This is a genomic window from Paraburkholderia sp. SIMBA_054, assembly GCF_046534875.1.
In the GTDB taxonomy this organism is placed as follows: domain Bacteria; phylum Pseudomonadota; class Gammaproteobacteria; order Burkholderiales; family Burkholderiaceae; genus Paraburkholderia; species Paraburkholderia hospita.
Map to the genome: position 1 here is coordinate 42,181 of NZ_JAWRXV010000005.1, position 21,471 is coordinate 63,651.

The window sequence follows — 21,471 nt, forward strand, 5'->3', positions numbered from 1 at the left end:
GCGTCGCTTACTGCGACTTCCAGTAGAACGCGGCCTTTGCCGTACCCTTTGCCGGAATGGTGATGGGCTTCGACTGATCGTTTTCCTTGTACGCGGCGTGCACCGTGTAGCGGCCCGGGCGCAGCTTCACCAGCATGTACGGCCCGCGCGACGTGGTGTCGAGCACGCTGCCACCGTGCGCGTCGACGATCTTCACCTTCACATCGGCGAGATAGTCCGAACCGGGGCCCGTGAAGCGCAGCGACAACGGCCACTGGCTCTGCGCGGACTGCAGCGCCTTCGATTCATCGAGGCCGACGCCGCCCGACGTGTACGACACGTCGCCCTGTTGCTGCACTTGCGGCAGGCCTTCGCCGTTGACATTGCCCGCGCTGGTGCTATCCGAGGTGGTACCGCCCGTGACTTCGCTTGCCTGCTGCGCGTACGCGCCGCCCGACAGGCCGAGCGTGAGAACTGTCGCTGCCGCAACCGAAACGGCGCGGGCGACGATATGACGATGAGTCATTGCGTGGCTCCTTGTTGGGCAAACCAAACGGTTCTAACGCGTATCCAGACGCAATCTGCATGCCCATCCCGCCCCATCAAGTCCGACAAACAGAACAGGCCCGAAAATCGGGCCTGTTCTGTTCGCAACGCGCGTCGTGCGCGAGCTGCAAACCTTCCATTTTTTCCATCACCGGCAGCTTTTACCGGCCGGCGCCCTCGGCACCGGCCAGCACGGCGAGTTTCCGGCCTCAACCGAGATCGACGGGCACGAAGATCTGCGAGTTGTCGCGCTGGATCAACAGCGCGATGCTATTGCCCGCCGCCGACACCGCCTGCTTCAACTGGTCGATGCTCGATACCGACCGCCCGTTGACGGCCAGAATCACGTCGCCCGGCTGGATGCCGGCGCTGGCGGCCGCGCCGCTCGCATCCTGCACCAGCAGACCATGCGACACGGAGGCGCCGCTCTTTTCCTGCGGCGTGAGCGGACGCACGGCAACGCCAAGGCGCCCTTGCATCTGCGCCGGGCCGCTGTCGGCGTTCGATGCAACTTTCGCGTCCGACAGCGAGCCGATCGTCACCTTCAGATCCTTGGTCGACTTGTCGCGCCACACCTGGACGTTAGCCTGCGTGCCCGGCGCGATGCCCGCGATCTGCGACGGCAGCGCCGACGAGTCCGCAACATCGACGCCGTTCACCGACAGGATCACGTCGCCCGGCTCCAAGCCTGCCTTCGCGGCCGGACCGCCCGGATCGACGGAACTCACGAGCGCGCCTTGCGGCTTCTTCATGCCGAACGAATCCGCGAGCGTCTGGTTCACGCTCTGCACGGCGACGCCAAGACGGCCGCGGCTCACGTGGCCCGTTTTGACGAGATCGTCCTTGACCTTCATCGCCTCATTGATCGGGATAGCGAACGAAAGGCCCTGGAAGCCGCCCGTCTGCGAATAGATCATTGAGTTGATGCCGATCACTTCGCCTTGCAGATTGAACAGCGGGCCGCCCGAATTACCCGGATTCACAGGCACGTCGGTCTGGATGAACGGTGTGTAGTTCTCGTCCGGCAAGGAGCGCGACTTCGCGCTGATGATGCCCGACGTCACGGTGTTATCGAAGCCGTATGGCGAGCCGATCGCGACGACCCACTGGCCGACCTTGCTCGAGCGCGGATCGCCGATCTTCACCGTCGGCAGGTCCTTCGCGTCGATCTTCAGCACGGCGACGTCCGACTGCTTGTCCGCGCCGACCACTTTTGCCTTGTACTCGCGCTTGTCAGTGAGCTTGACGGTGACGACGTTCGCGCCGTCGACGACGTGCGCGTTGGTCAGCACATAGCCGTCGCTGCTGATGATGAAGCCCGAGCCGAGGCTCGCGCTCGGACGGTCGCCGTCATCGCCACCACTGCCGCCACCATTGGGGCCGCCCGGCATCTGGCCGAAGAAGTGACGGTAGAACTGATAGAACGGATCACTCGGATCGATGGGAAGCTGACCGCTGTTATTGCCGTTGCCGCCGCGCATCGCCGTCTGCTTCACGACATGCTTCGCGCTGATGTTGACGACCGCGGGGCCATACGTTTCGACGAGGCCCGAGAAATCGGGAATGCCCGTTTTCGCCGCGGCTTCCGCAGGCATCATCGCGGCGGCCGCGGGCGAGATCACCTGGGGCGCGGGCACATCGCGATGACCGGCCACGTAGCCCGCCGACAATGCGATAACGACGGCCGCTGCAACGGCGCTACGGGTCAGTATTTTTGCTTGCATCGTGTACTCCTGATTGGGAGAGTTGACTCTTTGATGAGTCGAAGAGTACGTGGCGTCGCTTAAATCAATCTTAAACAATGCCAACTAGATGAAAGCCTTGCGCAAACCCTTGCTGGACGGGCGATTCAGAAACGCACGTTGACCCGCAGACCGCCCGACGCGGAGTCGTCGAGTGTGACTTTCGCGTGATGCTGAAGCGCGATGCGCCGCACGATAGCGAGACCGAGGCCGCTGCCTGCAACGTCGGTTCGCGCGCGATTCGCCCCCGCGCCAACGCGGTAGAAGCGGTCGAATACGCGGTCGCGTTCGTCGGGCGGAATGCCGGGGCCGCTGTCGGCGATCTGCACGAGCGGCCGGCCATCGTCGACACGCAGGCAGACATCGACACGTCCGCCGTCCGGCGTGTATTTGGTTGCGTTGTCGATCAGGTTGTTGAGCATCACGCGCAGCGATTCCGCATCGCCTGTGACGATTGCGGGCTCGCTAGCCTCGATGCCGAGATCGACGCCGCGCTTCTGCGCGAGCGGCAGATATGCAGTCACGCATTCATGCACGAGCGCGTCGAGATCGACACTGCCCGTTGCCGCGTGTCCATCCGGCTCGGAACGCGCGAGCGCGAGTAGCTGCTCGGCAAGACGCGTCGCGCGCGTGACGCCCGCCTGCAGATCGTGCAGCGCTTCGCGGCGCTCGGTTTCGTCGTGCGCGCGCGCCACCAGTTGCGACTGGATCTGCACGGCGGCGAGCGGCGTGCGCAGTTCGTGCGCGGCATCGGCGACGAAGGCTTTTTGCGTATCGAGCGCAATGGCAAGCCGTTCCAGCAGGCCGTTCAACGCGCGCACGAGCGGCTGCACTTCGAGCGGCAGGCGCGAATCGGGCAATGGATCGAGCGCTTCGGGATGACGCGTATCGAGCGCGCCCGTGACGCGCCGCAAAGGCGCGAGCCCGCGCCCGACCACGCCCCACACCGCGACGCCCATCAGCGGCAACAGCACGATCAGCGGCCACAGCGTGCGCAGCGCGACGTTCGCCGCGAGCCGGTTGCGCACCGACAGCGGCTGCGCGAGCTGCACGACGTTATCGCCGACGATCGCGCCATACACGCGCCAGTCGCCGCGCTCGGTACGCTCCGTCGAAAAACCGAGTTCGGCGCGCGGCGCGAGCGGCGCACGCGGATGCGAGTAGTACATCAGCACGCCGTTGCGATTCCAGATTTGCAGCACGATGCCTTCGTCGCCTGTATCGCGCGAACTGAGCACCTGCGAGAACGGCTCGGCGGGCAGCGCAGCGGCGATTTCCTGCAACTGGTAATCGAATAGTTCGTTGGCTTCGGCGAGCGCCTGACGGTAGATCAGCCAGCCCGCAATGCCGACGCCGAGCAACACGATAGCGAGCAGCCAGAACAGCAATTGACGGCGAATCGAACGCATCGTGTCAGGCTTCCTTGGCGATCATGTAACCGAGACCGCGCACGTTGCGTATCAGTTCCGCGCCGAGCTTCTTGCGCAGCGCGTGAATGTAGACCTCCACGGTATTGCTGCCGATCTCCTCGCCCCAGCCGTACATCTTCTCTTCGAGCTGGCTCTTCGACAGCACCGCGCCCGGGCGCGCGATCAGCGCGGCGAGCAACGCGAACTCGCGCGCGGACAGCGCGACGGGCGCGCCGTCGAGCGTCACCTGATGCGAGGCGGGATCGAGCGTGAGATTGCCGTGTCGGATCGTCGATTCGCTGCGCCCAGACTGGCGGCGGATCAGCGCGCGCATCCGCGCGCCGAGTTCGTCGAGATCGAACGGTTTCACGAGGTAGTCGTCGGCGCCCGCGTCGAGTCCTTTTACGCGATCCGCGACGGCGTCGCGCGCGGTGACGATCAGCACGGGCAACTGATGGCCGCGTGCACGCAGTGTGCGCAGCACATCGAGGCCGTCGCGCTTCGGCAAGCCGAGATCGAGCAGCACGAGATCGTAAGGCTGGCCCGCGACCGCGTTCAACGCCGATTCGCCGTCCTGCACCAGGTCTACCGCGAAGCCTTCGCCGCGCAGCGCCTTGCGCACGCCCTCCGCGATCATCCGGTCGTCTTCAACGAGAAGTATGCGCATCGCTATCCATCCGCTCCGGCTGTTCCGGCACTCACGTCCCGGCCATGTGTTTTCGATGCCAGCATTCTAGCGCCCGAGTGCTTTTTTCATCCCTGATGCATGCTGGCTGCATATCGGCTTTGCACGCTGCGCCGCGATTGAGTGACGCGCACGAAACACACGGCATCATTTTTTTCGCGACGTCATCGCAACTCTCTACAATGAGCGCTTTTGCACGACGCAGCTGATTTTGCAGGCCTCGCGTGACATTCGCTGCGCTCGTTGCCCTTGCATTTGCCTTTCCGCGCCGCCCGCCGCGCATCGCTATTTCGCCGCTATTTCGCTGCTTTTTGCCGATCCTGTCCGTACATGCCGCTCGCCTTCGTTTCACTTGCTTCGTCGTATGCCCGTTCGCTCGGGCGCCGCTTCAGGACGTTGACGTCCGCGCACGCTGATCCGGCGGCTGCGCTGCCCAAAACCGGTCGCGCCGCGAAACCGTCGCCGTTTTCGCATTCGCACCGCCGCGCCGCTGCGCGCGCCGCCGCCGTACTGTTCGCGTGCGCCGCGCTCGCCGTCGCCGCGCCCGCCGACGCGCGCAAGAAAGCGCAGCAACCCGCCGTCAACGTCACCACCGTATTGCCACCTGCCGTGATGGCGGGCCTGCAGCGCGCGCATGTGCCGCTGTCGTCGATCAGCGTGGTCGTCGAGAAGGTCGGCGACCGCACGCCCGTGCTCGCGCTGAACGCCGGCAAGCCGATGATGCCCGCGTCGACGATGAAACTCGTCACGACCTACTCGGGACTGTCGCTGCTCGGCCCCGACTACCGCTGGAAGACGACGGCGTACGCGCAGGGCAACATCGACGGCAACGGTGTCCTGCACGGCAATCTGTACATCCAGGGCACGGGCGACCCGAAGCTCGTGCCCGAAGAACTGATCGACCTGGTCCAGAAGATTCACAAGGCGGGCATCACGGGCATCGATGGCGCGCTCGTGCTCGACAAACGCTTCTTCGATCCATCTACTCGTGATCTGCCCGCATTCGACAGCGACGTCAATTCGCCCTATAACGTCGGCCCCGATCCGCTGCTGTACGCGTTCAAGTCACTGTCGTTCACGATGTCGCCATCCGAGGACGGCAAGGTGCAGATCGACGTGCTGCCCGCGCTCGCACAATTGCAGATCGACAATGAATTGCATGCGACGCGCGGCCCGTGCCGCGGCGAGCTCGTGACGCCCGCCGTCACACCGGCGGCGAATGGCGTGGTCAATGCGTCGTTCATCGGCGACTATCCGCTGCGCTGCGGCGAGCGCACCGTCAACGTGGCCGTGCTCGATCACACGACGTTCTTCGCGGGCGGCTTCCTTGCGCTGTGGCAGCAGACGGGCGGCACGTTCAACGGTACGACGCGCGAAGGCGCCGTACCCGTCGATGCAAAACTCGTCGCGACGCATCAGGGGCCGATGCTGTCCGACATCGTTCGCGACATCAACAAGTTCAGCAACAACACGATGGCGCGCAATCTGTTTCTGACGATCGGCGCCGTCATGAACCGGCCGCCCGCGACGCCCGCGAAGTCGGCGGAAGCAATCGAATCGTTCCTGCATCGCAGCGCGATGCCGATGGAATATCTGAGCCTCGACAACGGCTCGGGCCTTTCGCGCGACGAGCACATTACCGCGCTCGCACTCGCCGATCTGCTGCAAAGCGCGAACACCAGCCCCGTCGCGCAGGTGTTCGTCGATTCGCTGCCTATCGTCGGCGTGGACGGCACGATGCGCAACCGCCTGACTTCGAAGCCAGTGAACGGCAACGCGCACATCAAGACGGGCACGCTGCGCGACGTGCGCGCGATCGCAGGCTATGTCGCATCAGCCGATGGGCAGAGCTATGTCGTCGTCAGCCTGATCAACGATCCACACGCGGAAGCCGCGCGCACCGCGCATGACGAACTGCTCGAATGGGTGTACCAGGGACCGTCTGCGATGCTCGCCAGCACCGTCGCGCCGGCCACGACAGATGCCCCGGACGAGCCGCGTCGCAAGATCAGGAAAAACCCTCAGAAGCGCGGCGCGCACTGAGGATTCCTTCTATTGAAGCGGTGCGCGACGCGCCGCGAGGCGTTGTACGCTGTCGGGCAGTATGAAAAAGGCGCAGACAAACAAGCATGACGGCGCGCGCGACAGGCGCCGCATGATGAACAGCGCCGCATTCAAACAATAAAGACAATGCCGGCCTCCTCGAGGAGGCCGCAGGGACCCTCGGAGGGAGACGTCAATGCAATTCGATGCCGAATTGCTTCTGCTCGCCATGGCGCCGATCTTTCTCGCGTGCATCGGCTGGGAGGCGTGGCGCGCGCATCGCACGCAGCCCGAAGCGCGCATGTACAGCTGGCGCGACACGTTGTGCAATACCGCGCTCGCGCTGATGCACCAAGGCGCCGACAAGCTCGCGTGGCTGTTCGTCATCCCCGTCTATGCGTATTGCTACGAGCACTACCGGCTGCTCGACTGGCATGCGGGCTGGGTGTCGTTCGTCGTGCTGTTCGTCGCGCAGGATCTGCTCTACTACGTGTTTCACCGCTGCAGCCATCGCGTGCGCTGGTTGTGGGCCGCGCATGTCGTACATCACTCGTCGGAGCGGATGAATTTCTCGACGGCGTTTCGCCAGAGCCTCATGTATCCCGTCGCGGGCATGTGGCTCTTCTGGATTCCGCTCGCGTTTCTCGGCTTTCCGCCGAAGCAGATCGTCGGCGTCGTGCTGATCAATCTGGGGTTTCAGTTCTTCGTGCATACGCAATCGATCGGCAAGCTCGGCTGGCTCGAATACGTGCTGAACACGCCGTCGATCCATCGCGTGCATCACGCGCGCAACGACCGGTATATCGACCGCAACTACGCAGGCGTGCTGGTGATCTGGGACCGGCTGTTCGGCAGCCATGTCGATGAAGATCGGAACGAGGCGCCCGTGTATGGCATCGTCGAGCCGCTTCATACGTATAACCCGTTGAAAGCGACGTTTCATGAATGGGCTTCGATGGCGCAGGACTTCGTGCGGGTGCGCGGCTTGCGCGACCGGATGAGCGCGCTGTTCGCGCCACCCGCGTGGGCCGTGCAGTATCACGCGAGCCTGCGCGGCGATGAGCTTGCGCCCGATGCCGCTGGACACACACAACAGAACAACAACGCGGCCGTCTAGCGGCCGCAACAACAGGGAAGGCTTTGCAGGTTCGTCGCCGCGTCCAGACGACGCCTGCATCAGATGGCTCACGAGACACCAGGCTCAGGCCAGATACATACGAGGAGATAAGGACCTTATGAAGCAAGCATCAAACAACAAGGGCGTCGTGCGCTACGCGCGCATCGCCGTCGCGTGCGCGGCATTCGCCACGCTCGTCGCATGCGGCGGCAGTGACAACAATAATAACAACAACGCGAGCGCCACGCCTGCGGGCGGGGTCAAACTGCAGGTGGTGTCGTTCGGGGACAGCCTGTCGGATGTCGGCACGTATTCGCCCGTGATCACCTCGAGCTTCGGCGGCGGACGCTATACGACGAATCCTGGTGAAGTGTGGACCCAAAAGATCGCCGAGTACTACGGCGATACGCTGACGCCGGCTTATGTGGGCGGCTTCGGTCAGCCTCTCAAGGCGAACGGCGGGTTCGGCTATGCGCAGGGCGGCTCGGATGTATCGCGCACCGACGGCATTGGTTTCGCGCCCAACAACATGGCGCAAACGACATGGCCGGTCACACAACAGGTGCAGCAGTATCTGACGGACCACGGCAGCTTCAATTCGAATCAGCTCGTGCTGGTCAACGGCGGCGCCAACGACATTCTGCAAAACCTGTCCACCATGCTGACGACGATCCAGACGCAAGTCGCGCAGCTGACCGATCCGACCCAGGCGCCCGCCATCGTCCAGTCAGTCGCGGTAAGCACGGTCGGCCCGATGGCCCAGGCGCTCGCGGCCCAGATCGCCACGGTCCTCGCCAAGGGCGCGACCCACGTGGTCGTCATGGATGTGCCCGACATCGGCAAGACGCCGTTTGCAGCCGGTCTTGCCGCGCAGCTCGGCTCGGCGCAGGTGCCGTCGGTGATCTCGGGCATCGTCGCGACGTATAACGGCGTGCTGCAGCAGTCGCTGGCCGTCGCCGGCATCTCCAGCAAGGTTGTGTTCATCGCGACGGGCAACTGGCTCACGCCACTGCTCGCCAATCCGTCGGCGCAAGGCTTCAGCAATACGACGGGCACGGCCTGCACGATCGCGCAGATGTCTGCAAACGCAACGGCTTACGCAAGGGCGAACCCGTCCGTGCTCGTCGGCGGCATCACGGCGGAGCAGTACGGCCAGCTATTCGGCTCGTCGCTGTTCTGCTCGCCGAACACGTTGACGGTCGCGGGCGCGGACCAGTCGTATGTGTTCGCCGACACGATCCACCCGACGACGCATGCGCATGCCGCGTTTGCGACGTTCGTCGAAGGCAAGATCGCGGCGACGGGTCTCGGCAAGTAAGCGGCATCCGGCGGGGTTGCCCCGCCGCTTTCGGCTTCGCTCGATTTGAAAAAAGCCCGGCTCTCACGAGCCGGGCTTTTTGATTGGGTACGCCTGCTTTTGCGATTCGATTGCGATTCCGTTTGCGATCACGCGAGATGCGTGCCGCGCGCGGACGGCTCTCAGGCGTCGTGCGCCTCGAACGCCGCGGCCGCGCGTCCCAGCCTGTCGTTGACGGCGATCCATTCGATCGTATCCGGCAACTTCTCGATCAGTATCCGCGACACATTCGCGCGATCCAGCGCGCGCAGCAAGCCATATAGATCGCGCGCATAGAGATGTGGATCTTCCGGCGCGGCGACGAAATGCACGCCCTCCGCTTCTGCCCAGCGCCCTGCGCGCGAAACGCGCGCGACCAGCGCAACGCGTTCGCCGGACGCGCGCGCGGCCAGCAACGGCTCGATCACATCGAACGGCAGCAACGCGAGCGGCGTGCGCGGCGCATAGTGCGCCTTCAACGTACCGGATGCACGCGGCGCGCTCGCGTCCGAGCCGTCGGGCAGACGGGGCATTTCGCCGAGCACGTCGGCGATGTCTTGCGGCGTCACATGTCCCGGCCGCAGCAGCGCAGGAAAACCGCGCGACAGATCGACGATCGTCGATTCGATACCAACATCCGACGACCCGCCGTCGAGCACGTGAATCGCCTCGCCGAATTCCTCGCGCACATGCTGCGCCGTGGTCGGACTGACGTGACCAAAGCGGTTCGCCGATGGCGCAGCCACACCGCCATGTCCATTACGCAACGCACTGAACGCCGCGAGCAACGCCTGCGCAACAGGATGCGACGGACAACGCAATCCAACCGAATCCTGACCGCCGCTTACTGCCGCCGGAATATGCGCGGCGCGTTTAAGAATCAGCGTCAGCGGACCCGGCCAGAACGCGTCGATCAAACGCTGCGCATCGGACGGCAGTTGTTCGACCCAATAATTCGGATCGCCGCCCGGCGCCAGATGCACGATCACGGGATGATTCGCCGGCCTGCCTTTCGCCGCATAAATGCGCGCGACTGCGTCAGGACTTTCGGCATCGCCGCCCAGCCCGTAGACAGTCTCCGTAGGAAACGCGACGAGTTGCCCTGCATCGAGCAGCGCCGCAGCACGCGCGATCTCGTCGGCGCCGACGCTCGACGTCACGTCGGCAGGTTTCGTTTGATCCGGCATAAAGGCTCGTGCTCAGCTCGTCGGGATATGCAGCAGGCGCGCGCAATCGCGGGCAGCCGCGCGCGCGTGCTCAAGCGTCGCGGCCGTGAAGTTCACGTGGCCCATCTTGCGGCCGGGACGTGCGTCTTCCTTGCCGTATAGATGCAGACGCGCTTCCGGCATCGCAGCCACCTCGTGCCACGGCGGCGTGACAGCGGCGCTGGGCCGCTCGCCCTTCGCGTTGACCGGGAACCACACGTCGCCGAGGATGTTCAGCATCACGGCGGGCGAATGCTGGCGCGTGTCGCCGAGCGGCATGCCTGTCATTGCGCGCACCTGCTGTTCGAACTGGCTCGTCGCGCAGGCGTCGACCGTGTAGTGGCCGGAGTTGTGCGGACGCGGCGCCATTTCGTTCGCGACCAGCGTGCCGTCTTCGAGAATGAAGAACTCGACGCACAGCACACCGACGTAGCCGAGCTTGTCCGCGATCTGCAGCGCGGCCTGCTGTGCCTGTTCGACGAGCGTCGCGCTCGCGTCGGGTGCGGGCACGATGGTATGCGACAGCACGCCGTTGCGATGCGTGTTCTGCGCGAGCGGATACACGGTCGAGCAACCCGTCGCGCCGCGCGCGATCAGCGCCGACACTTCGAACTTCAAGGGCAAACGCTTTTCGAGCACGCACGGCACGCCGCCCAGCGACGCATGGGCCGCACGCACTTCAGCCGCGTTGCCGACCCGCACCTGCCCCTTGCCGTCGTAGCCCATGCGCGCAGTCTTCAGAATGCCGGGCAGCACGGCTTCGAGCGCGGCATCATTGAGCGCAGCGAGCGCATCCGACGATTCGATCACGACATGCGGCGCAACGGGCACACCCGACGACGCGATGAAGCGCTTCTCCGCAATGCGATCCTGCGCGACGGCGACGCAGCGCCCTGCCGGGCTGACGAACGTGGTGCGCGCAAGGAAATCGAGGCTCGCGGCCGGCACGTTCTCGAACTCGGTCGACACCGCCGCGCACAGCCGCGCGAGTTCGGTGAGGGCCGCTTCGTCGTCGTAGGCGGCGCGCAGATGGCGATCCGCGACGGCGCCGGCCGGACTGGTCTCGTCCGGATCGAGCACGGCGACGCGATAGCCCATCGCCTGCGCGGCGAAGCAGAACATGCGGCCGAGCTGGCCGCCACCGACCATGCCAAGCCATGCGCCGGGCAGAATCGGTGATACCGGAGTGTTGTCTGGATTCATCTTGGTGGTCGGTCGCGGCCGATGTGGGGATCGGCCGGGTGAAACATTGAACTGCGACATTGGAGTACGACGTTGCACTGCGACGCTGGACTACAACGTCTGACTGCTACGCGTTACAGCGGCGGCAGCGTCATCGCGTGAGCCGCCTGGTTCTGGCGCACGCGGAACGCGGCGAGCTTCTCCGCATATTCCGGCGACGTGCCGGAGAGCAGCGACACCGCGAACAGCGCGGCATTCGCGGCACCCGCTTCGCCGACCGCGAACGTCGCGACGGGCACGCCCTTCGGCATCTGCACGATCGAATGCAGCGAATCGACACCCTTCAGATACTTGCTCGCGACGGGCACGCCCAGCACGGGTACCGTCGTCTTCGCCGCGAGCATGCCCGGCAAATGCGCCGCGCCGCCCGCGCCCGCGATGATCGCGCGGATGCCGCGTTCGCGCGCGCTTTCAGCATAGGCGAACATTTCGTCCGGCATGCGGTGCGCGGACACGACCTTCGCTTCGTACGGCACGCCGAATTCCTGCAGGATCGCGACCGCGTTCTTCATGACGTCCCAGTCGGAACTGGAACCCATCAGCACGCCGACGAGCGGCGCGCTGTGCGTGTGTGCTGTCTGGACTTCACTCATCTTGCCTGTTTTCCATATGCGTGGCGCTCAGGCCAGTTTCTGACCCGTCAAGCGCTCGAGCGCTTCCTGATACTTCTCGGCCGTCTTTGTGACGACTTCGTCCGGCAGCTTCGGCGCGGGCGGCTCTTTCTTCCACGGCTGGGTTTCGAGCCAGTCGCGCACGAACTGCTTGTCGAACGACGGCGGGTTCGTGCCCACCTGGTACTGGTCCGCCGGCCAGAAGCGCGACGAATCCGCCGTCAGCGCTTCGTCCATCAGGTACAGTTGGCCCTTGTCGTCCAGACCGAATTCGAACTTCGTGTCGGCGATGATGATGCCGCGCGTGGCCGCGTAGTCGGCCGCTTCCTTGTACAGGCGGATCGAGATGTCGCGGATCGTCGCCGACAGTTCGGTGCCGATGCGGCGCTCCATCTCTTCATACGTGATGTTTTCGTCGTGGTGGCCCATTTCGGCCTTCGCTGCCGGCGTGAAGATCGGCTCAGGCAGCTTTTGCGCGTTCTGCAGGCCTTCCGGCAGCTGCACGCCGCACACGGCGCCCGTCGCCTGATAGTCCTTCCAGCCGCTGCCCGCGAGATAACCGCGCACCACCGCTTCGACGAGAATCGGCTCGAGGCGCTTGACCACGACTGCGCGGCCCTTCACCTGCTCGACCTCGTCAGGCGCGACGACCGTTTCCGGCGCGACGCCCGTCAAATGATTCGGCACGACGTGCGCGAGCTTGTCGAACCAGAAATTGGCCATCTGGTTCAGCACGCGTCCCTTACTCGGAATCGGCTCGCCCATGATGACGTCGAACGCGGACAGACGGTCCGTCGTGACGATCAGCAGCTGGTCGTTGCCCACCGCGTAGTTGTCGCGGACCTTGCCGCGGCCGAGCAGCGGCAGCGAGCGGAGCGTGGATTCGTAGAGGGTAGACATCGTCGTGATTCACAAAAATGGGGCAAAAACTGCCCGAAACAAAAGGGAAACGCCGTTCCCCTGATCATGCGGGAACGGCGATCTGACGACAACCTGGCCAGATGGCCAGGTGCGTACCACGCAAGCAGCGAACAAACGGGCGCCAGACAGACATCGAAGCGCGCCCGCCCGCCGCTTAGCGAACGACTTGCGCGAGCTCGCCCGCCTTGTACTTCTCAGCAATCTTGTCCAGCGAGACCGGCTTGATCTTCGACGCCTGGCCTTCGCAGCCGAACGCCAGGTAACGGTCCACACACACCTTCTTCGCGGCTTCGCGAGCCGGCTTCAGGTAGTCGCGCGGATCGAACTTCGAACGGTTTTCCGCCATGTAGCGGCGGATCGCGCCCGTGATGGCAAGACGCAGATCGGTGTCGATGTTGACCTTGCGCACGCCGTACTTGATGCCTTCCTGGATTTCCTCGACGGGCACGCCGTAGGTTTCCTTCATGTCGCCGCCGAATTCGCGGATTTCCGCCAGCAGTTCCTGCGGCACCGACGACGAACCGTGCATCACCAGGTGCGTGTTCGGAATGCGCTGGTGAATTTCCTTGATGCGCTGAATGGACAGGATATCGCCCGTCGGCTTCTTCGAGAACTTGTACGCGCCGTGCGACGTGCCGATCGCAATCGCCAGTGCGTCGCATTGCGTGAGCTTCACGAAGTCGGCGGCCTGCTCGACGTCCGTCAGCAGTTGCTCGCGCGTCATCGTGCCTTCCGCGCCGTGGCCGTCTTCCTTGTCGCCCTTCATGGTTTCCAGCGAACCGAGCACGCCCAGTTCCGCTTCAACCGTCACGCCGATCGAATGCGCCGCTTCGACGACCTTGCGCGACACATCGACGTTGTACTCGTACGACGCCACCGTCTTGCCGTCGGCTTCGAGCGAGCCGTCCATCATCACGCTCGTGAAGCCGCTGCGGATCGCGGCCATGCAGACTGCCGGCGACTGGCCGTGGTCCTGGTGCATCACGACGGGAATGTGCGGATACGACTCCACAGCCGCTTCGATCAGATGACGCAGGAACGGCTCGCCCGAGTACTTACGCGCGCCCGCCGACGCCTGCATGATCACGGGCGCATTGACCTGATCCGCCGCCGCCATGATGGCCTGCACCTGCTCCAGATTGTTTACGTTGAATGCCGGAAGTCCATAACCGTGTTCGGCGGCATGGTCCAGCAGTTGACGCATTGATACGAGAGGCATTGATTACTCCATAGATTGAAACGAAATCTGTGCCGACGGCATCTATTTATGCAATTTCGTGCAATTTTATCGCGAAGCAGACCGTGTCCCGAGCGCACTCTCCCAAACTGGGTGCGCCGCCTCTTTCGGGGACACGGCACTCTGCTTCACGCGTGCCGTTCAGCCGCGCCGTTTCCGGCTCGCTGTAACTCGCTCTGACGGCGGTTTATGGCTGGCTCATCAAGCGCCGATCAGACCGGCTCGCCTACGCGCACGATCTTCAGGGTGTTCGTGCCGCCCGCCTGGCCCATCGGCTCGCCGACCGTCAGCACGACCATATCGCCGCGCGCCGCGTAGCCCTTGCCGACCACCACTTCGAGCGCCTGCGCAAGCGCGATGTCGCGGTCGCTGCTGGTGTCGAGGTGCAGCGACGTCACGTTGCGGTAGATCGCCATGGCGCGCTCGCTGCCCGTACGCGGCGTGAGCGCGAAAATGGGCACATGCGTCCAGTGACGCGACATCCACAGCGCGGTCGAGCCCGATTCCGTCAACGCGACGATCGCCTTCGCGCCCAGGTGGTAAGCGGTGAACAGCGCACCCATTGCGATGGACTGGTCGATACGCGTGAACGTGCGGTCGAGGAAATCCTTGTCCAGCTCGACATGCTCGGACTTCTCGGCTTCGAGGCAGATGGCAGCCATCGTTTCGATGGTCTGCACCGGGTACTTGCCCGCCGCCGATTCCGCCGACAGCATCACGGCATCCGTGCCGTCCAGCACCGCGTTCGCGACGTCCGACACTTCGGCGCGTGTCGGCACGGGTGCGTGGATCATCGACTCCATCATCTGCGTGGCCGTGATCACGAACTTGTTCGCGTCGCGCGCCATCTTGATCATGCGCTTTTGCAGCGCGGGCACGGCCGCGTTGCCGACTTCGACGGCGAGGTCGCCGCGCGCGACCATGATGCCGTCCGATGCTTCGAGAATGCCTTGCAGCGCCGGGATTGCCTCGGCGCGCTCGATCTTCGCGATCATCTTCGGCTTGATGCCGTACGGCGCGCCCGCGATATTCGCGAGCTGGCGCGCCATTTCCATGTCCGTCGCGTTCTTCGGGAACGACACGGCCACGTAATCCGCGCCGAGCGACATCGCCGTGCGGATGTCTTCCATGTCCTTCGCGGTCAGCGCCGGCGCCGTCAGGCCGCCACCCTGGCGATTGATACCCTTGTTGTTCGACAGGTCGCCGCCGATCTTCACGACAGTGTGAATCTCAGTGCCGATCACACGTGCGACGTTCAGCACGATCAGGCCGTCGTTGAGCAGCAGCGTGTCGCCGGGTTTCAGGTCGCGCGGCAGATCCTTGTAGTCGAGGCCGACGCGGTCGTCATTACCGAGCTCGCACTCGGCGTCGAGGATGAAGGTGTTGCCGGCAATCAGCGTGGTTTTGCCGTTTTCGAATTTGCCGACACGAATTTTCGGGCCTTGCAGGTCGGCCATGATGCCGACCTCGCGGCCTGCCTGCCGGGCCGCTTCACGTACGAACTCCGCGCGTTGACGATGATCGTCGGCGGTGCCGTGCGAGAAGTTGAGACGCACCACGTCGGCGCCCGCCTGAATCATCTGCAGCAGGATTTCCTGCGTGCTGGATGCGGGTCCGATGGTTGCGACAATCTTGGTGGCGCGATGCATGAGTCTCCTCGTCTGGATAAGATCGCTGGGATGAACGTTGGGAGTCGGATGCGGAGGCTGCGCAACGACCGGTGCTACATGGGGTGGTGCGCCGTTCGTTCCCTTCGAACCTTGAAGGCCCGGCGTCGAATCGTGGGGGACTGCTGCGATATCTGCTGCCCGCGGCGCTTCGTGCGCCGTGGATCGAGATGCATCGGCTTCGGTGTTTGAGGCGAGAGACACCGTTGCGCTTGAACCGGCTGCCGTGTCTGCCGCATCTTCATGTTGCGTGACATCGATCACGGCCAGTTCGGAATTCTGTTCCTCGGCGACGGCTGTGGTCTGTGCCACTGGCGCGTTGCCGGAAAGTTGCGAGGCCGCCTGTTCGGCGCCCTCGGGTTGCAGCGCTTGTGCGGAGCGCGCTGCGCGCTCCCCTGCCGCTGCCGTGCGCGACGCGTTGCGCGTCTTCTGAGGCTTGTTGGGGGAGCGCGTCGCCATTATCAGGCCCGCGATTCCAGCACAGCGACTGCGGGCAGCTTCTTGCCCTCGAGGAACTCGAGGAAAGCGCCGCCGCCCGTCGAGATATAGCTCACCTTGTCGTGGATGCCGTACTTGGCGATGGCCGCGAGCGTGTCGCCGCCGCCTGCAATCGAGTACGCCGACGACTTCGCGATGGCTTCCGCAAGCGTCTTCGTGCCATTGCCGAACTGATCGAACTCGAACACGCCGACGGGGCCATTCCAGACGATCGTGCCGGCCTTTTCGAGCTGCGACGCGAGCGCCTTCGCCGTTTCCGGCCCGATGTCGAGGATCAGGTCATCGTCCTGGACGTCGGCGACCTGCTTGATTTCGGCCTTCGCGGTCGGCGAGAACTCCTTCGCGGTGACCACGTCCGACGGAATCGGCACCGATGCGCCGCGCGCCTTCGCGGCCTCGATGATCACCTTCGCTTCTTCGACGAGATCCGCTTCGACCAGAGACTTGCCGATCTTCAGCCCGGCCGCCAGCATGAACGTGTTCGCGATGCCGCCGCCGACGATCAGCTGATCGACCTTGTCGGCCAGCGATTTCAGGATGGTCAGCTTGGTCGACACCTTCGAGCCCGCGACGATCGCCACCAGCGGACGCTTCGGCGCGCCGAGCGCCTTGCCGAGCGCTTCGAGTTCAGCCGCGAGCAGCGGGCCGGCGCAGGCAACGCTCGCGTACTTCGCGATGCCGTGCGTGGTCGCTTCGGCGCGATGCGAGGTGCCGAACGCGTCGTTCACGTAGATGTCGCAGAGCTTCGCCATTTTCTGCGCGAGTTCGTCGGAATCCTTCTTTTCGCCCTTGTTCACGCGGCAGTTTTCGAGCAGCACGACCTGGCCGGGCGCGACGTTCACGCCGTTCTCAACCCAGTTCTGCACGAGCGGCACGTCGCGGCCGAGCAGTTCGGCCAGACGCTTCGCTACGGGGGCGAGCGAGTCTTCGGGCTTGAAGTCGCCTTCCGTCGGGCGGCCCAGGTGCGACGTGACCATGACGGCCGCGCCCGCGTCCAGCGCGGACTTGATGGCGGGCACGGAAGCGCGGATGCGGGTGTCTTCGGTGATGTTGCCGGCGTCGTCCTGCGGCACGTTCAGGTCGGCGCGGATGAACACGCGTTTGCCGGATAGTTTGCCTTCGGCGATCAGATCGGAGAGACGCAATACCTGTTTCATGATTGATATGCGAGTTGATTGGAAGGCGGTGCGGACGCTGCGCGAACAGCCAATCGAGAACGGTGCCGGCGGCTTCGCGCGTGTTCCGGGAGACAGCCATTTTAACCGATCGACGGACCGATCTAAGCCCGTCCGAGCGAATCCCAGTATTTGCCGGCCGCAGCGGGCGTTGCGCGATATTGCAGCGCAACATTCACGCGCCCGAAGGCGACCGCCCTCAGAAAATCAACCGCAGCGCCGTGAACACCAGCATTCCGACGACGATCGTGCCGAGCATCGTCCGCCGCCACAGGAACCACGCAAGGCCAGCGAGCGTGCCGTACAGCTCGTGATTCGACAGCGCGACGGACACACCGCTGTCCGTCACGAGCACGTCCGGTACGACCACTGCCGCGAGCGCCGCCGCGGGCGCGTAACGCAGCATCCGTTGCGCGCGCTCTGGCAGCACCGTGCGCTCACCCCCGATCAGAAACAGCGCGCGTGTCAGCGCTGTGACAAACATCATCCCGATGATCGCGAGCCAGATCTGCAGCGTGCTCATTGCGTATCTCCTGGACTCCCCGCTCTGTTGCGAATGCGGCGCAGGTCGGCGCGCTCGACCAGCGCGTCGGCGGCAGTGCCCGCGAGGATCGCCGTCACGACGGCAAGCGGCAGCGCGAGGCGATACGGCAGATCGAACGCGACCAGCGCGACGATACCCGCGACGCTCACGGCCGCCAGCGTGGAGCGCGACGAGATCGCCGACACCATCACGGGAATCAGCGCGAGCGTGCCCGCGAGCGAGAGGCCCCAGTTATCGGGAAAGAGGCTCGCCAGCAGGATGCCGATGATCGACGAGACCTGCCACGACAGCCAGCTTGCGACGGCCATGCCCCAGAAATACGCTTCCTTGCCGGGCACATAGCCAGGCTGGAAGCTTTTCTTCTGGAACAGCAGATAGATGACGTCGCCGTTGAAATAGCCGACCAGCAGCCGCCGGTACAGCGGCAGATACGAAAAGTGAGGTGCGAGGCCCGCGCTGAAGATCACGAAGCGCGTGTTGACCATCGCGGCCGTCAGCAGGATCGTCCAGACGGGCAGCTTGGCGAGCATCAGCGGCAGCACGGCCAGTTGCGACGAGCCCGCGTAGACCAGCAGCGACATCGCGAGCGACTGCGGCACGGTCATCACCGATTTGCTCATCGCGATGCCCGTCACGAGGCCCCAGGAGAAGATCGCCATCAGCGTCGGCGAGTAGGCGCGCGCGCCATCACGGAAAGCGCGGCGGTCGAGATCGGACAAACGAGCGAGCATGAGGCGAATGCAGCGCGGCGCGACGAGCGCCACGATGACAGGAGGTCAGCGCCAGATCGTGTAGCAGCCGCTGGCGCATCCGGTTAGTTTTCAGCGACCGCCGGATTATAGCGTCCGGGGTGCCCGCAAATGCCCGTTGATTGTGCAAAAGACGCTAAAATATCGCTTTTCGCTGTGTGGCCCGAACGCATCTGTCGTGGTCGCGCCACGCGCCGAACACTCGAAACCGACGCCACAGTCGAACGTCACTAGCGACGTCACGATCAGACGTCAGAATCCGAACCCGCGAACCCGCACCGCCTGGAGAATCGTATGTCAATGGCCGACCGCGACGGCAAGATCTGGATGGATGGCAAGCTCATCGACTGGCGCGACGCCAAGATCCACGTCCTCACCCATACGCTGCACTACGGCATGGGCGTCTTCGAAGGCGTGCGCGCCTACAAGACAGTTGACGGCGGCACGTCGATCTTCCGTCTTCAGGAACACACCAAGCGCCTGCTGAACTCGGCCAAGATCTTCCAGATGGACGTTCCGTTCGACCACGAAACGCTCGCCGCCGCGCAGCGCGAAGTCGTCCGCGAGAACAAGCTGGAGTCGTGCTACCTGCGCCCGATCATCTGGGTCGGCTCGGAAAAACTGGGCGTGTCGGCCAAGGGCAACACCATTCACGTCGCGATCGCCGCATGGCCGTGGGGCGCGTATCTCGGCGAAGACGGCATCAAGAAGGGCATCCGCGTGAAGACGTCGTCGTTCACGCGCCATCACGTGAACGTGTCGATGGTCCGTGCGAAGGCGTCGGGCTGGTACGTCAACTCGATCCTCGCGAACCAGGAAGCCACGGCCGACGGCTACGACGAAGCGCTGCTGCTCGACGTCGACGGCTATGTGTCGGAAGGCTCGGGTGAGAACTTCTTCCTCGTGAACAACGGCAAGCTGTACACGCCGGATCTCTCGTCGTGCCTCGACGGCATCACGCGCGACACCGTTATTACGCTGGCGAAAGATGCGGGCATCGAAGTGATCGAAAAGCGCATCACGCGCGACGAAGTCTATACGTGCGACGAAGCGTTCTTCACGGGCACGGCCGCCGAAGTCACGCCCATCCGCGAACTCGACAACCGCACCATCGGCTCGGGCACGCGCGGCCCGATCACGGAGAAGCTGCAAACGGGCTTCTTCGACATCGTGAACGGCAAGAGCGCGAAGTACGCGCACTGGCTGACGAAGATCTGAATCTGAACGGGCACGTCGCGGCAGGCAGAAAGCCGGGCGCGCCCGCATTGTGCATACAACGAGAAAGTCCCTATGAGCGAAATCAAGGAAATGCCGCTGGTCGAACTGTCGGCGAAAGATCTTCCCGCGTATTGCCCGAACCCGTCGATGCCGCGCTGGAGCAACCATCCGCGCGTCTTTATCGACGTGACGCACGGCGAAGCGCGCTGCCCCTACTGCAGCACGCGCTACAAGCTGCGCGACGGCGAAGTGATCAAGGGTCACTGATCCGCTGCACCGCTTCATCTGCCGCCTGGGCTGCGGCGCCGCGCGTCGCTCAATGGAGCGGGCGGAAGGTTGAACTTCCCGCCGCGCGCGCCGATATAGCCTGAGCTGCAGTCCACACTCCCTGACAACCCGGCACCGCGCGCCTCGAGCGCGCGGCGCCTTATTTTAGACATCGGAAACTCACCCTGATGCGTCGCGCGTTGGTTATCGCACCGAACTGGATCGGTGACGCATTGATGGCGCAGCCGCTGTTTGCGCGCCTCGTGAAATTGCATCCGCGTATCGCGATCGATGCCGTCGCGCCCAGTTGGGTCGCGCCTGTGCTCGAACGGATGCCGGAAATCCGTGATGTCTACGCGACCGATCTCGCGCACGGCAAGCTGCAGATGCTGCGCCGCTGGCAGCTCGCGAGCGACTTGCGCGACGTCGGTTATGACGCGGCTTACGTGCTGCCCAATTCGCTGAAGTCCGCGCTGATTCCGTGGATGGCGGGCATTCCGCTGCGCATCGGCTACACGGGCGAAAGCCGCTACGGGCTCTTGAACGTGCGGCACGCGAACCCGCGCAAGGACGAGCGTCCGCCGATGGTCGGCCAATACGCGGCGCTTGCGTACGCGCCCGGCGCGAAAGTGCCCGAGGATCTCCCGCCGCCCCGGCTCGACGCCGACCTGAACGAAGCGTCGCGCGTGTCGACGCGCTTCAATCTGGACACGCGCGTGCCGCTGCTGGTGTTCTGCCCCGGCGCCGAGTACGGCCCGGCGAAGCGCTGGCCGCCCGAACACTTCGCGGCGCTCGCGCAGATGGTCGGCCAGTCGTTCCCGTACACGAAGATCATCGCGCTCGGCTCGCCGAAAGACGCACCCATCGCCCAGGCCATCGCCGACCGCGCGCCGAACGTGCGCAACCTGTGCGGCCAGACCGCGCTGGGCGAAGCCTGTGCGCTGATTTCGCGGGCGAGCGCCGTCGTCACCAACGATTCCGGGCTGATGCACGTCGCAGCCGCGCTGCGCCGTCCGCTCGTCGCCGTGTACGGATCGACCGATCCGCGCCACACGCCGCCCTTGTCGGACCTCGCAAAGGTACAATGGCTGCATCTCGAGTGCAGTCCGTGCTTTCAGCGCGAATGTCCGTTGGGCCATCTGAACTGCCTGCGGCAACTGAGCGCCGAACAGGTGTTCGACGATCTGCGTGGAATGTTGCTCGCGCAACGCTGAGCGCCGGATCGCCGGGCCGCCGGATCGTCAAAGCACGTGATGCGCTATTCGTCGAGCTTCGCGCGG

At 64.4% G+C, this 21,471-nt stretch carries 19 protein-coding genes; 6 read left to right on the top strand and 13 right to left on the bottom strand.

Features of this window, described 5'->3' with window-relative positions; all coding sequences use genetic code 11:
* Nucleotides 1-7: 7 nt before the first annotated feature.
* The 4 genes from SB822_RS07590 to SB822_RS07605 all read right to left on the bottom strand — a co-directional run bounded on the left by SB822_RS07590 (nucleotide 8) and on the right by SB822_RS07605 (nucleotide 4,343).
* Nucleotides 8-505 carry a hypothetical protein gene (locus SB822_RS07590; protein ID WP_007581409.1) on the bottom strand — a complete coding sequence of 166 codons (498 nt, stop codon included), beginning with the start codon at nucleotides 503-505 and terminating at the stop codon, nucleotides 8-10.
* Between the two features lie 229 nt (nucleotides 506-734).
* On the bottom strand, nucleotides 735-2,249 hold the full coding sequence (locus SB822_RS07595; protein ID WP_090835980.1) for a DegQ family serine endoprotease: 1,515 nt from the start codon (nucleotides 2,247-2,249) through the stop codon (nucleotides 735-737).
* A 125-nt stretch (nucleotides 2,250-2,374) separates the two neighbouring features.
* Nucleotides 2,375-3,676: an ATP-binding protein gene (locus tag SB822_RS07600; protein WP_090835979.1), complete on the bottom strand. Its 1,302-nt coding sequence runs from the start codon at nucleotides 3,674-3,676 to the stop codon at nucleotides 2,375-2,377.
* Between the two features lie 4 nt (nucleotides 3,677-3,680).
* The gene (locus SB822_RS07605) at nucleotides 3,681-4,343 is read right to left on the bottom strand and encodes a response regulator (protein ID WP_007581415.1); all 663 of its coding nucleotides are present in this window, start codon (nucleotides 4,341-4,343) and stop codon (nucleotides 3,681-3,683) included.
* A 348-nt stretch (nucleotides 4,344-4,691) separates the two neighbouring features.
* On the opposite strand from SB822_RS07605, the gene dacB reads away from it, so the two are divergent.
* The 3 genes from dacB (at nucleotide 4,692) to SB822_RS07620 (ending at nucleotide 8,839) form a co-directional block, all read left to right on the top strand.
* On the top strand, nucleotides 4,692-6,404 hold the full coding sequence (gene dacB / locus SB822_RS07610; RefSeq protein WP_090835978.1) for a D-alanyl-D-alanine carboxypeptidase/D-alanyl-D-alanine-endopeptidase: 1,713 nt from the start codon (nucleotides 4,692-4,694) through the stop codon (nucleotides 6,402-6,404).
* Between the two features lie 196 nt (nucleotides 6,405-6,600).
* Nucleotides 6,601-7,521 (top strand): sterol desaturase family protein, encoded by a 921-nt coding sequence (locus SB822_RS07615; protein WP_090835977.1) that lies wholly within the window; start codon nucleotides 6,601-6,603, stop codon nucleotides 7,519-7,521.
* 118 nt (nucleotides 7,522-7,639) lie between these two features.
* The gene (locus tag SB822_RS07620) at nucleotides 7,640-8,839 is read left to right on the top strand and encodes an SGNH/GDSL hydrolase family protein (RefSeq protein WP_090835976.1); all 1,200 of its coding nucleotides are present in this window, start codon (nucleotides 7,640-7,642) and stop codon (nucleotides 8,837-8,839) included.
* Between the two features lie 161 nt (nucleotides 8,840-9,000).
* Here SB822_RS07620 and SB822_RS07625 read toward each other — a convergent pair whose 3' ends face one another.
* The 9 genes from SB822_RS07625 to SB822_RS07665 form a co-directional block, all read right to left on the bottom strand.
* Nucleotides 9,001-10,044, bottom strand: a complete 1,044-nt coding sequence (locus SB822_RS07625) for an L-threonylcarbamoyladenylate synthase (protein WP_090835975.1) — start codon at nucleotides 10,042-10,044, stop codon at nucleotides 9,001-9,003.
* A 12-nt stretch (nucleotides 10,045-10,056) separates the two neighbouring features.
* The gene (locus SB822_RS07630; protein WP_086919515.1) at nucleotides 10,057-11,265 is read right to left on the bottom strand and encodes a 5-(carboxyamino)imidazole ribonucleotide synthase; all 1,209 of its coding nucleotides are present in this window, start codon (nucleotides 11,263-11,265) and stop codon (nucleotides 10,057-10,059) included.
* 113 nt (nucleotides 11,266-11,378) lie between these two features.
* A complete protein-coding gene (gene purE, locus SB822_RS07635; RefSeq protein WP_042311006.1) occupies nucleotides 11,379-11,897 on the bottom strand; it encodes a 5-(carboxyamino)imidazole ribonucleotide mutase in 519 nt (172 codons plus the stop codon).
* Nucleotides 11,898-11,924: 27 nt separating this feature from the next.
* Nucleotides 11,925-12,815 carry a phosphoribosylaminoimidazolesuccinocarboxamide synthase gene (locus tag SB822_RS07640; RefSeq protein ID WP_007581426.1) on the bottom strand — a complete coding sequence of 297 codons (891 nt, stop codon included), beginning with the start codon at nucleotides 12,813-12,815 and terminating at the stop codon, nucleotides 11,925-11,927.
* Between the two features lie 175 nt (nucleotides 12,816-12,990).
* Nucleotides 12,991-14,055, bottom strand: a complete 1,065-nt coding sequence (fba, locus tag SB822_RS07645; protein WP_007581427.1) for a class II fructose-bisphosphate aldolase — start codon at nucleotides 14,053-14,055, stop codon at nucleotides 12,991-12,993.
* Between the two features lie 230 nt (nucleotides 14,056-14,285).
* Nucleotides 14,286-15,722 (bottom strand): pyruvate kinase, encoded by a 1,437-nt coding sequence (pyk, locus tag SB822_RS07650; protein WP_090836001.1) that lies wholly within the window; start codon nucleotides 15,720-15,722, stop codon nucleotides 14,286-14,288.
* A gap of 479 nt (nucleotides 15,723-16,201) precedes the next feature.
* Nucleotides 16,202-17,395, bottom strand: a complete 1,194-nt coding sequence (locus tag SB822_RS07655; protein WP_007742613.1) for a phosphoglycerate kinase — start codon at nucleotides 17,393-17,395, stop codon at nucleotides 16,202-16,204.
* 217 nt (nucleotides 17,396-17,612) lie between these two features.
* The gene (locus SB822_RS07660; RefSeq protein ID WP_007590098.1) at nucleotides 17,613-17,936 is read right to left on the bottom strand and encodes an AzlD domain-containing protein; all 324 of its coding nucleotides are present in this window, start codon (nucleotides 17,934-17,936) and stop codon (nucleotides 17,613-17,615) included.
* Nucleotides 17,933-18,688, bottom strand: coding sequence for an AzlC family ABC transporter permease (locus SB822_RS07665; RefSeq protein ID WP_007590096.1), 756 nt, complete (start codon nucleotides 18,686-18,688; stop codon nucleotides 17,933-17,935). Before SB822_RS07665 ends, SB822_RS07660 begins: the two co-directional genes overlap by 4 nt.
* Nucleotides 18,689-19,000: 312 nt before the next feature.
* Here SB822_RS07665 and SB822_RS07670 point away from each other — a divergent pair, with 312 nt between their 5' ends.
* From SB822_RS07670 to waaF, 3 genes are all read left to right on the top strand, one after another.
* Nucleotides 19,001-19,924 (top strand): branched-chain amino acid transaminase, encoded by a 924-nt coding sequence (locus tag SB822_RS07670; protein WP_007590094.1) that lies wholly within the window; start codon nucleotides 19,001-19,003, stop codon nucleotides 19,922-19,924.
* Nucleotides 19,925-19,996: 72 nt separating this feature from the next.
* Nucleotides 19,997-20,191, top strand: coding sequence for a zinc-finger domain-containing protein (locus tag SB822_RS07675; protein WP_007590092.1), 195 nt, complete (start codon nucleotides 19,997-19,999; stop codon nucleotides 20,189-20,191).
* Between the two features lie 188 nt (nucleotides 20,192-20,379).
* Complete coding sequence (gene waaF / locus SB822_RS07680) at nucleotides 20,380-21,405, top strand: lipopolysaccharide heptosyltransferase II (RefSeq protein WP_079484343.1); 1,026 nt, start codon at nucleotides 20,380-20,382, stop codon at nucleotides 21,403-21,405.
* The last annotated feature ends 66 nt before the right edge of the window (nucleotides 21,406-21,471 follow it).

Bases quoted from the DNA above. Each gene is read 5' to 3' on its own strand.
- SB822_RS07590 (WP_007581409.1), bottom strand. From the start codon at position 505: ATGACTCATCGTCATATCGTCGCCCGCGCCGTTTCGGTTGCGGCAGCG.
- SB822_RS07595 (WP_090835980.1), bottom strand. From the start codon at position 2,249: ATGCAAGCAAAAATACTGACCCGTAGCGCCGTTGCAGCGGCCGTCGTT.
- SB822_RS07600 (WP_090835979.1), bottom strand. From the start codon at position 3,676: ATGCGTTCGATTCGCCGTCAATTGCTGTTCTGGCTGCTCGCTATCGTG.
- SB822_RS07605 (WP_007581415.1), bottom strand. From the start codon at position 4,343: ATGCGCATACTTCTCGTTGAAGACGACCGGATGATCGCGGAGGGCGTG.
- dacB (WP_090835978.1), top strand. From the start codon at position 4,692: ATGCCGCTCGCCTTCGTTTCACTTGCTTCGTCGTATGCCCGTTCGCTC.
- SB822_RS07615 (WP_090835977.1), top strand. From the start codon at position 6,601: ATGCAATTCGATGCCGAATTGCTTCTGCTCGCCATGGCGCCGATCTTT.
- SB822_RS07620 (WP_090835976.1), top strand. From the start codon at position 7,640: ATGAAGCAAGCATCAAACAACAAGGGCGTCGTGCGCTACGCGCGCATC.
- SB822_RS07625 (WP_090835975.1), bottom strand. From the start codon at position 10,044: ATGCCGGATCAAACGAAACCTGCCGACGTGACGTCGAGCGTCGGCGCC.
- SB822_RS07630 (WP_086919515.1), bottom strand. From the start codon at position 11,265: ATGAATCCAGACAACACTCCGGTATCACCGATTCTGCCCGGCGCATGG.
- purE (WP_042311006.1), bottom strand. From the start codon at position 11,897: ATGAGTGAAGTCCAGACAGCACACACGCACAGCGCGCCGCTCGTCGGC.
- SB822_RS07640 (WP_007581426.1), bottom strand. From the start codon at position 12,815: ATGTCTACCCTCTACGAATCCACGCTCCGCTCGCTGCCGCTGCTCGGC.
- fba (WP_007581427.1), bottom strand. From the start codon at position 14,055: ATGCCTCTCGTATCAATGCGTCAACTGCTGGACCATGCCGCCGAACAC.
- pyk (WP_090836001.1), bottom strand. From the start codon at position 15,722: ATGCATCGCGCCACCAAGATTGTCGCAACCATCGGACCCGCATCCAGC.
- SB822_RS07655 (WP_007742613.1), bottom strand. From the start codon at position 17,395: ATGAAACAGGTATTGCGTCTCTCCGATCTGATCGCCGAAGGCAAACTA.
- SB822_RS07660 (WP_007590098.1), bottom strand. From the start codon at position 17,936: ATGAGCACGCTGCAGATCTGGCTCGCGATCATCGGGATGATGTTTGTC.
- SB822_RS07665 (WP_007590096.1), bottom strand. From the start codon at position 18,688: ATGCTCGCTCGTTTGTCCGATCTCGACCGCCGCGCTTTCCGTGATGGC.
- SB822_RS07670 (WP_007590094.1), top strand. From the start codon at position 19,001: ATGTCAATGGCCGACCGCGACGGCAAGATCTGGATGGATGGCAAGCTC.
- SB822_RS07675 (WP_007590092.1), top strand. From the start codon at position 19,997: ATGAGCGAAATCAAGGAAATGCCGCTGGTCGAACTGTCGGCGAAAGAT.
- waaF (WP_079484343.1), top strand. From the start codon at position 20,380: ATGCGTCGCGCGTTGGTTATCGCACCGAACTGGATCGGTGACGCATTG.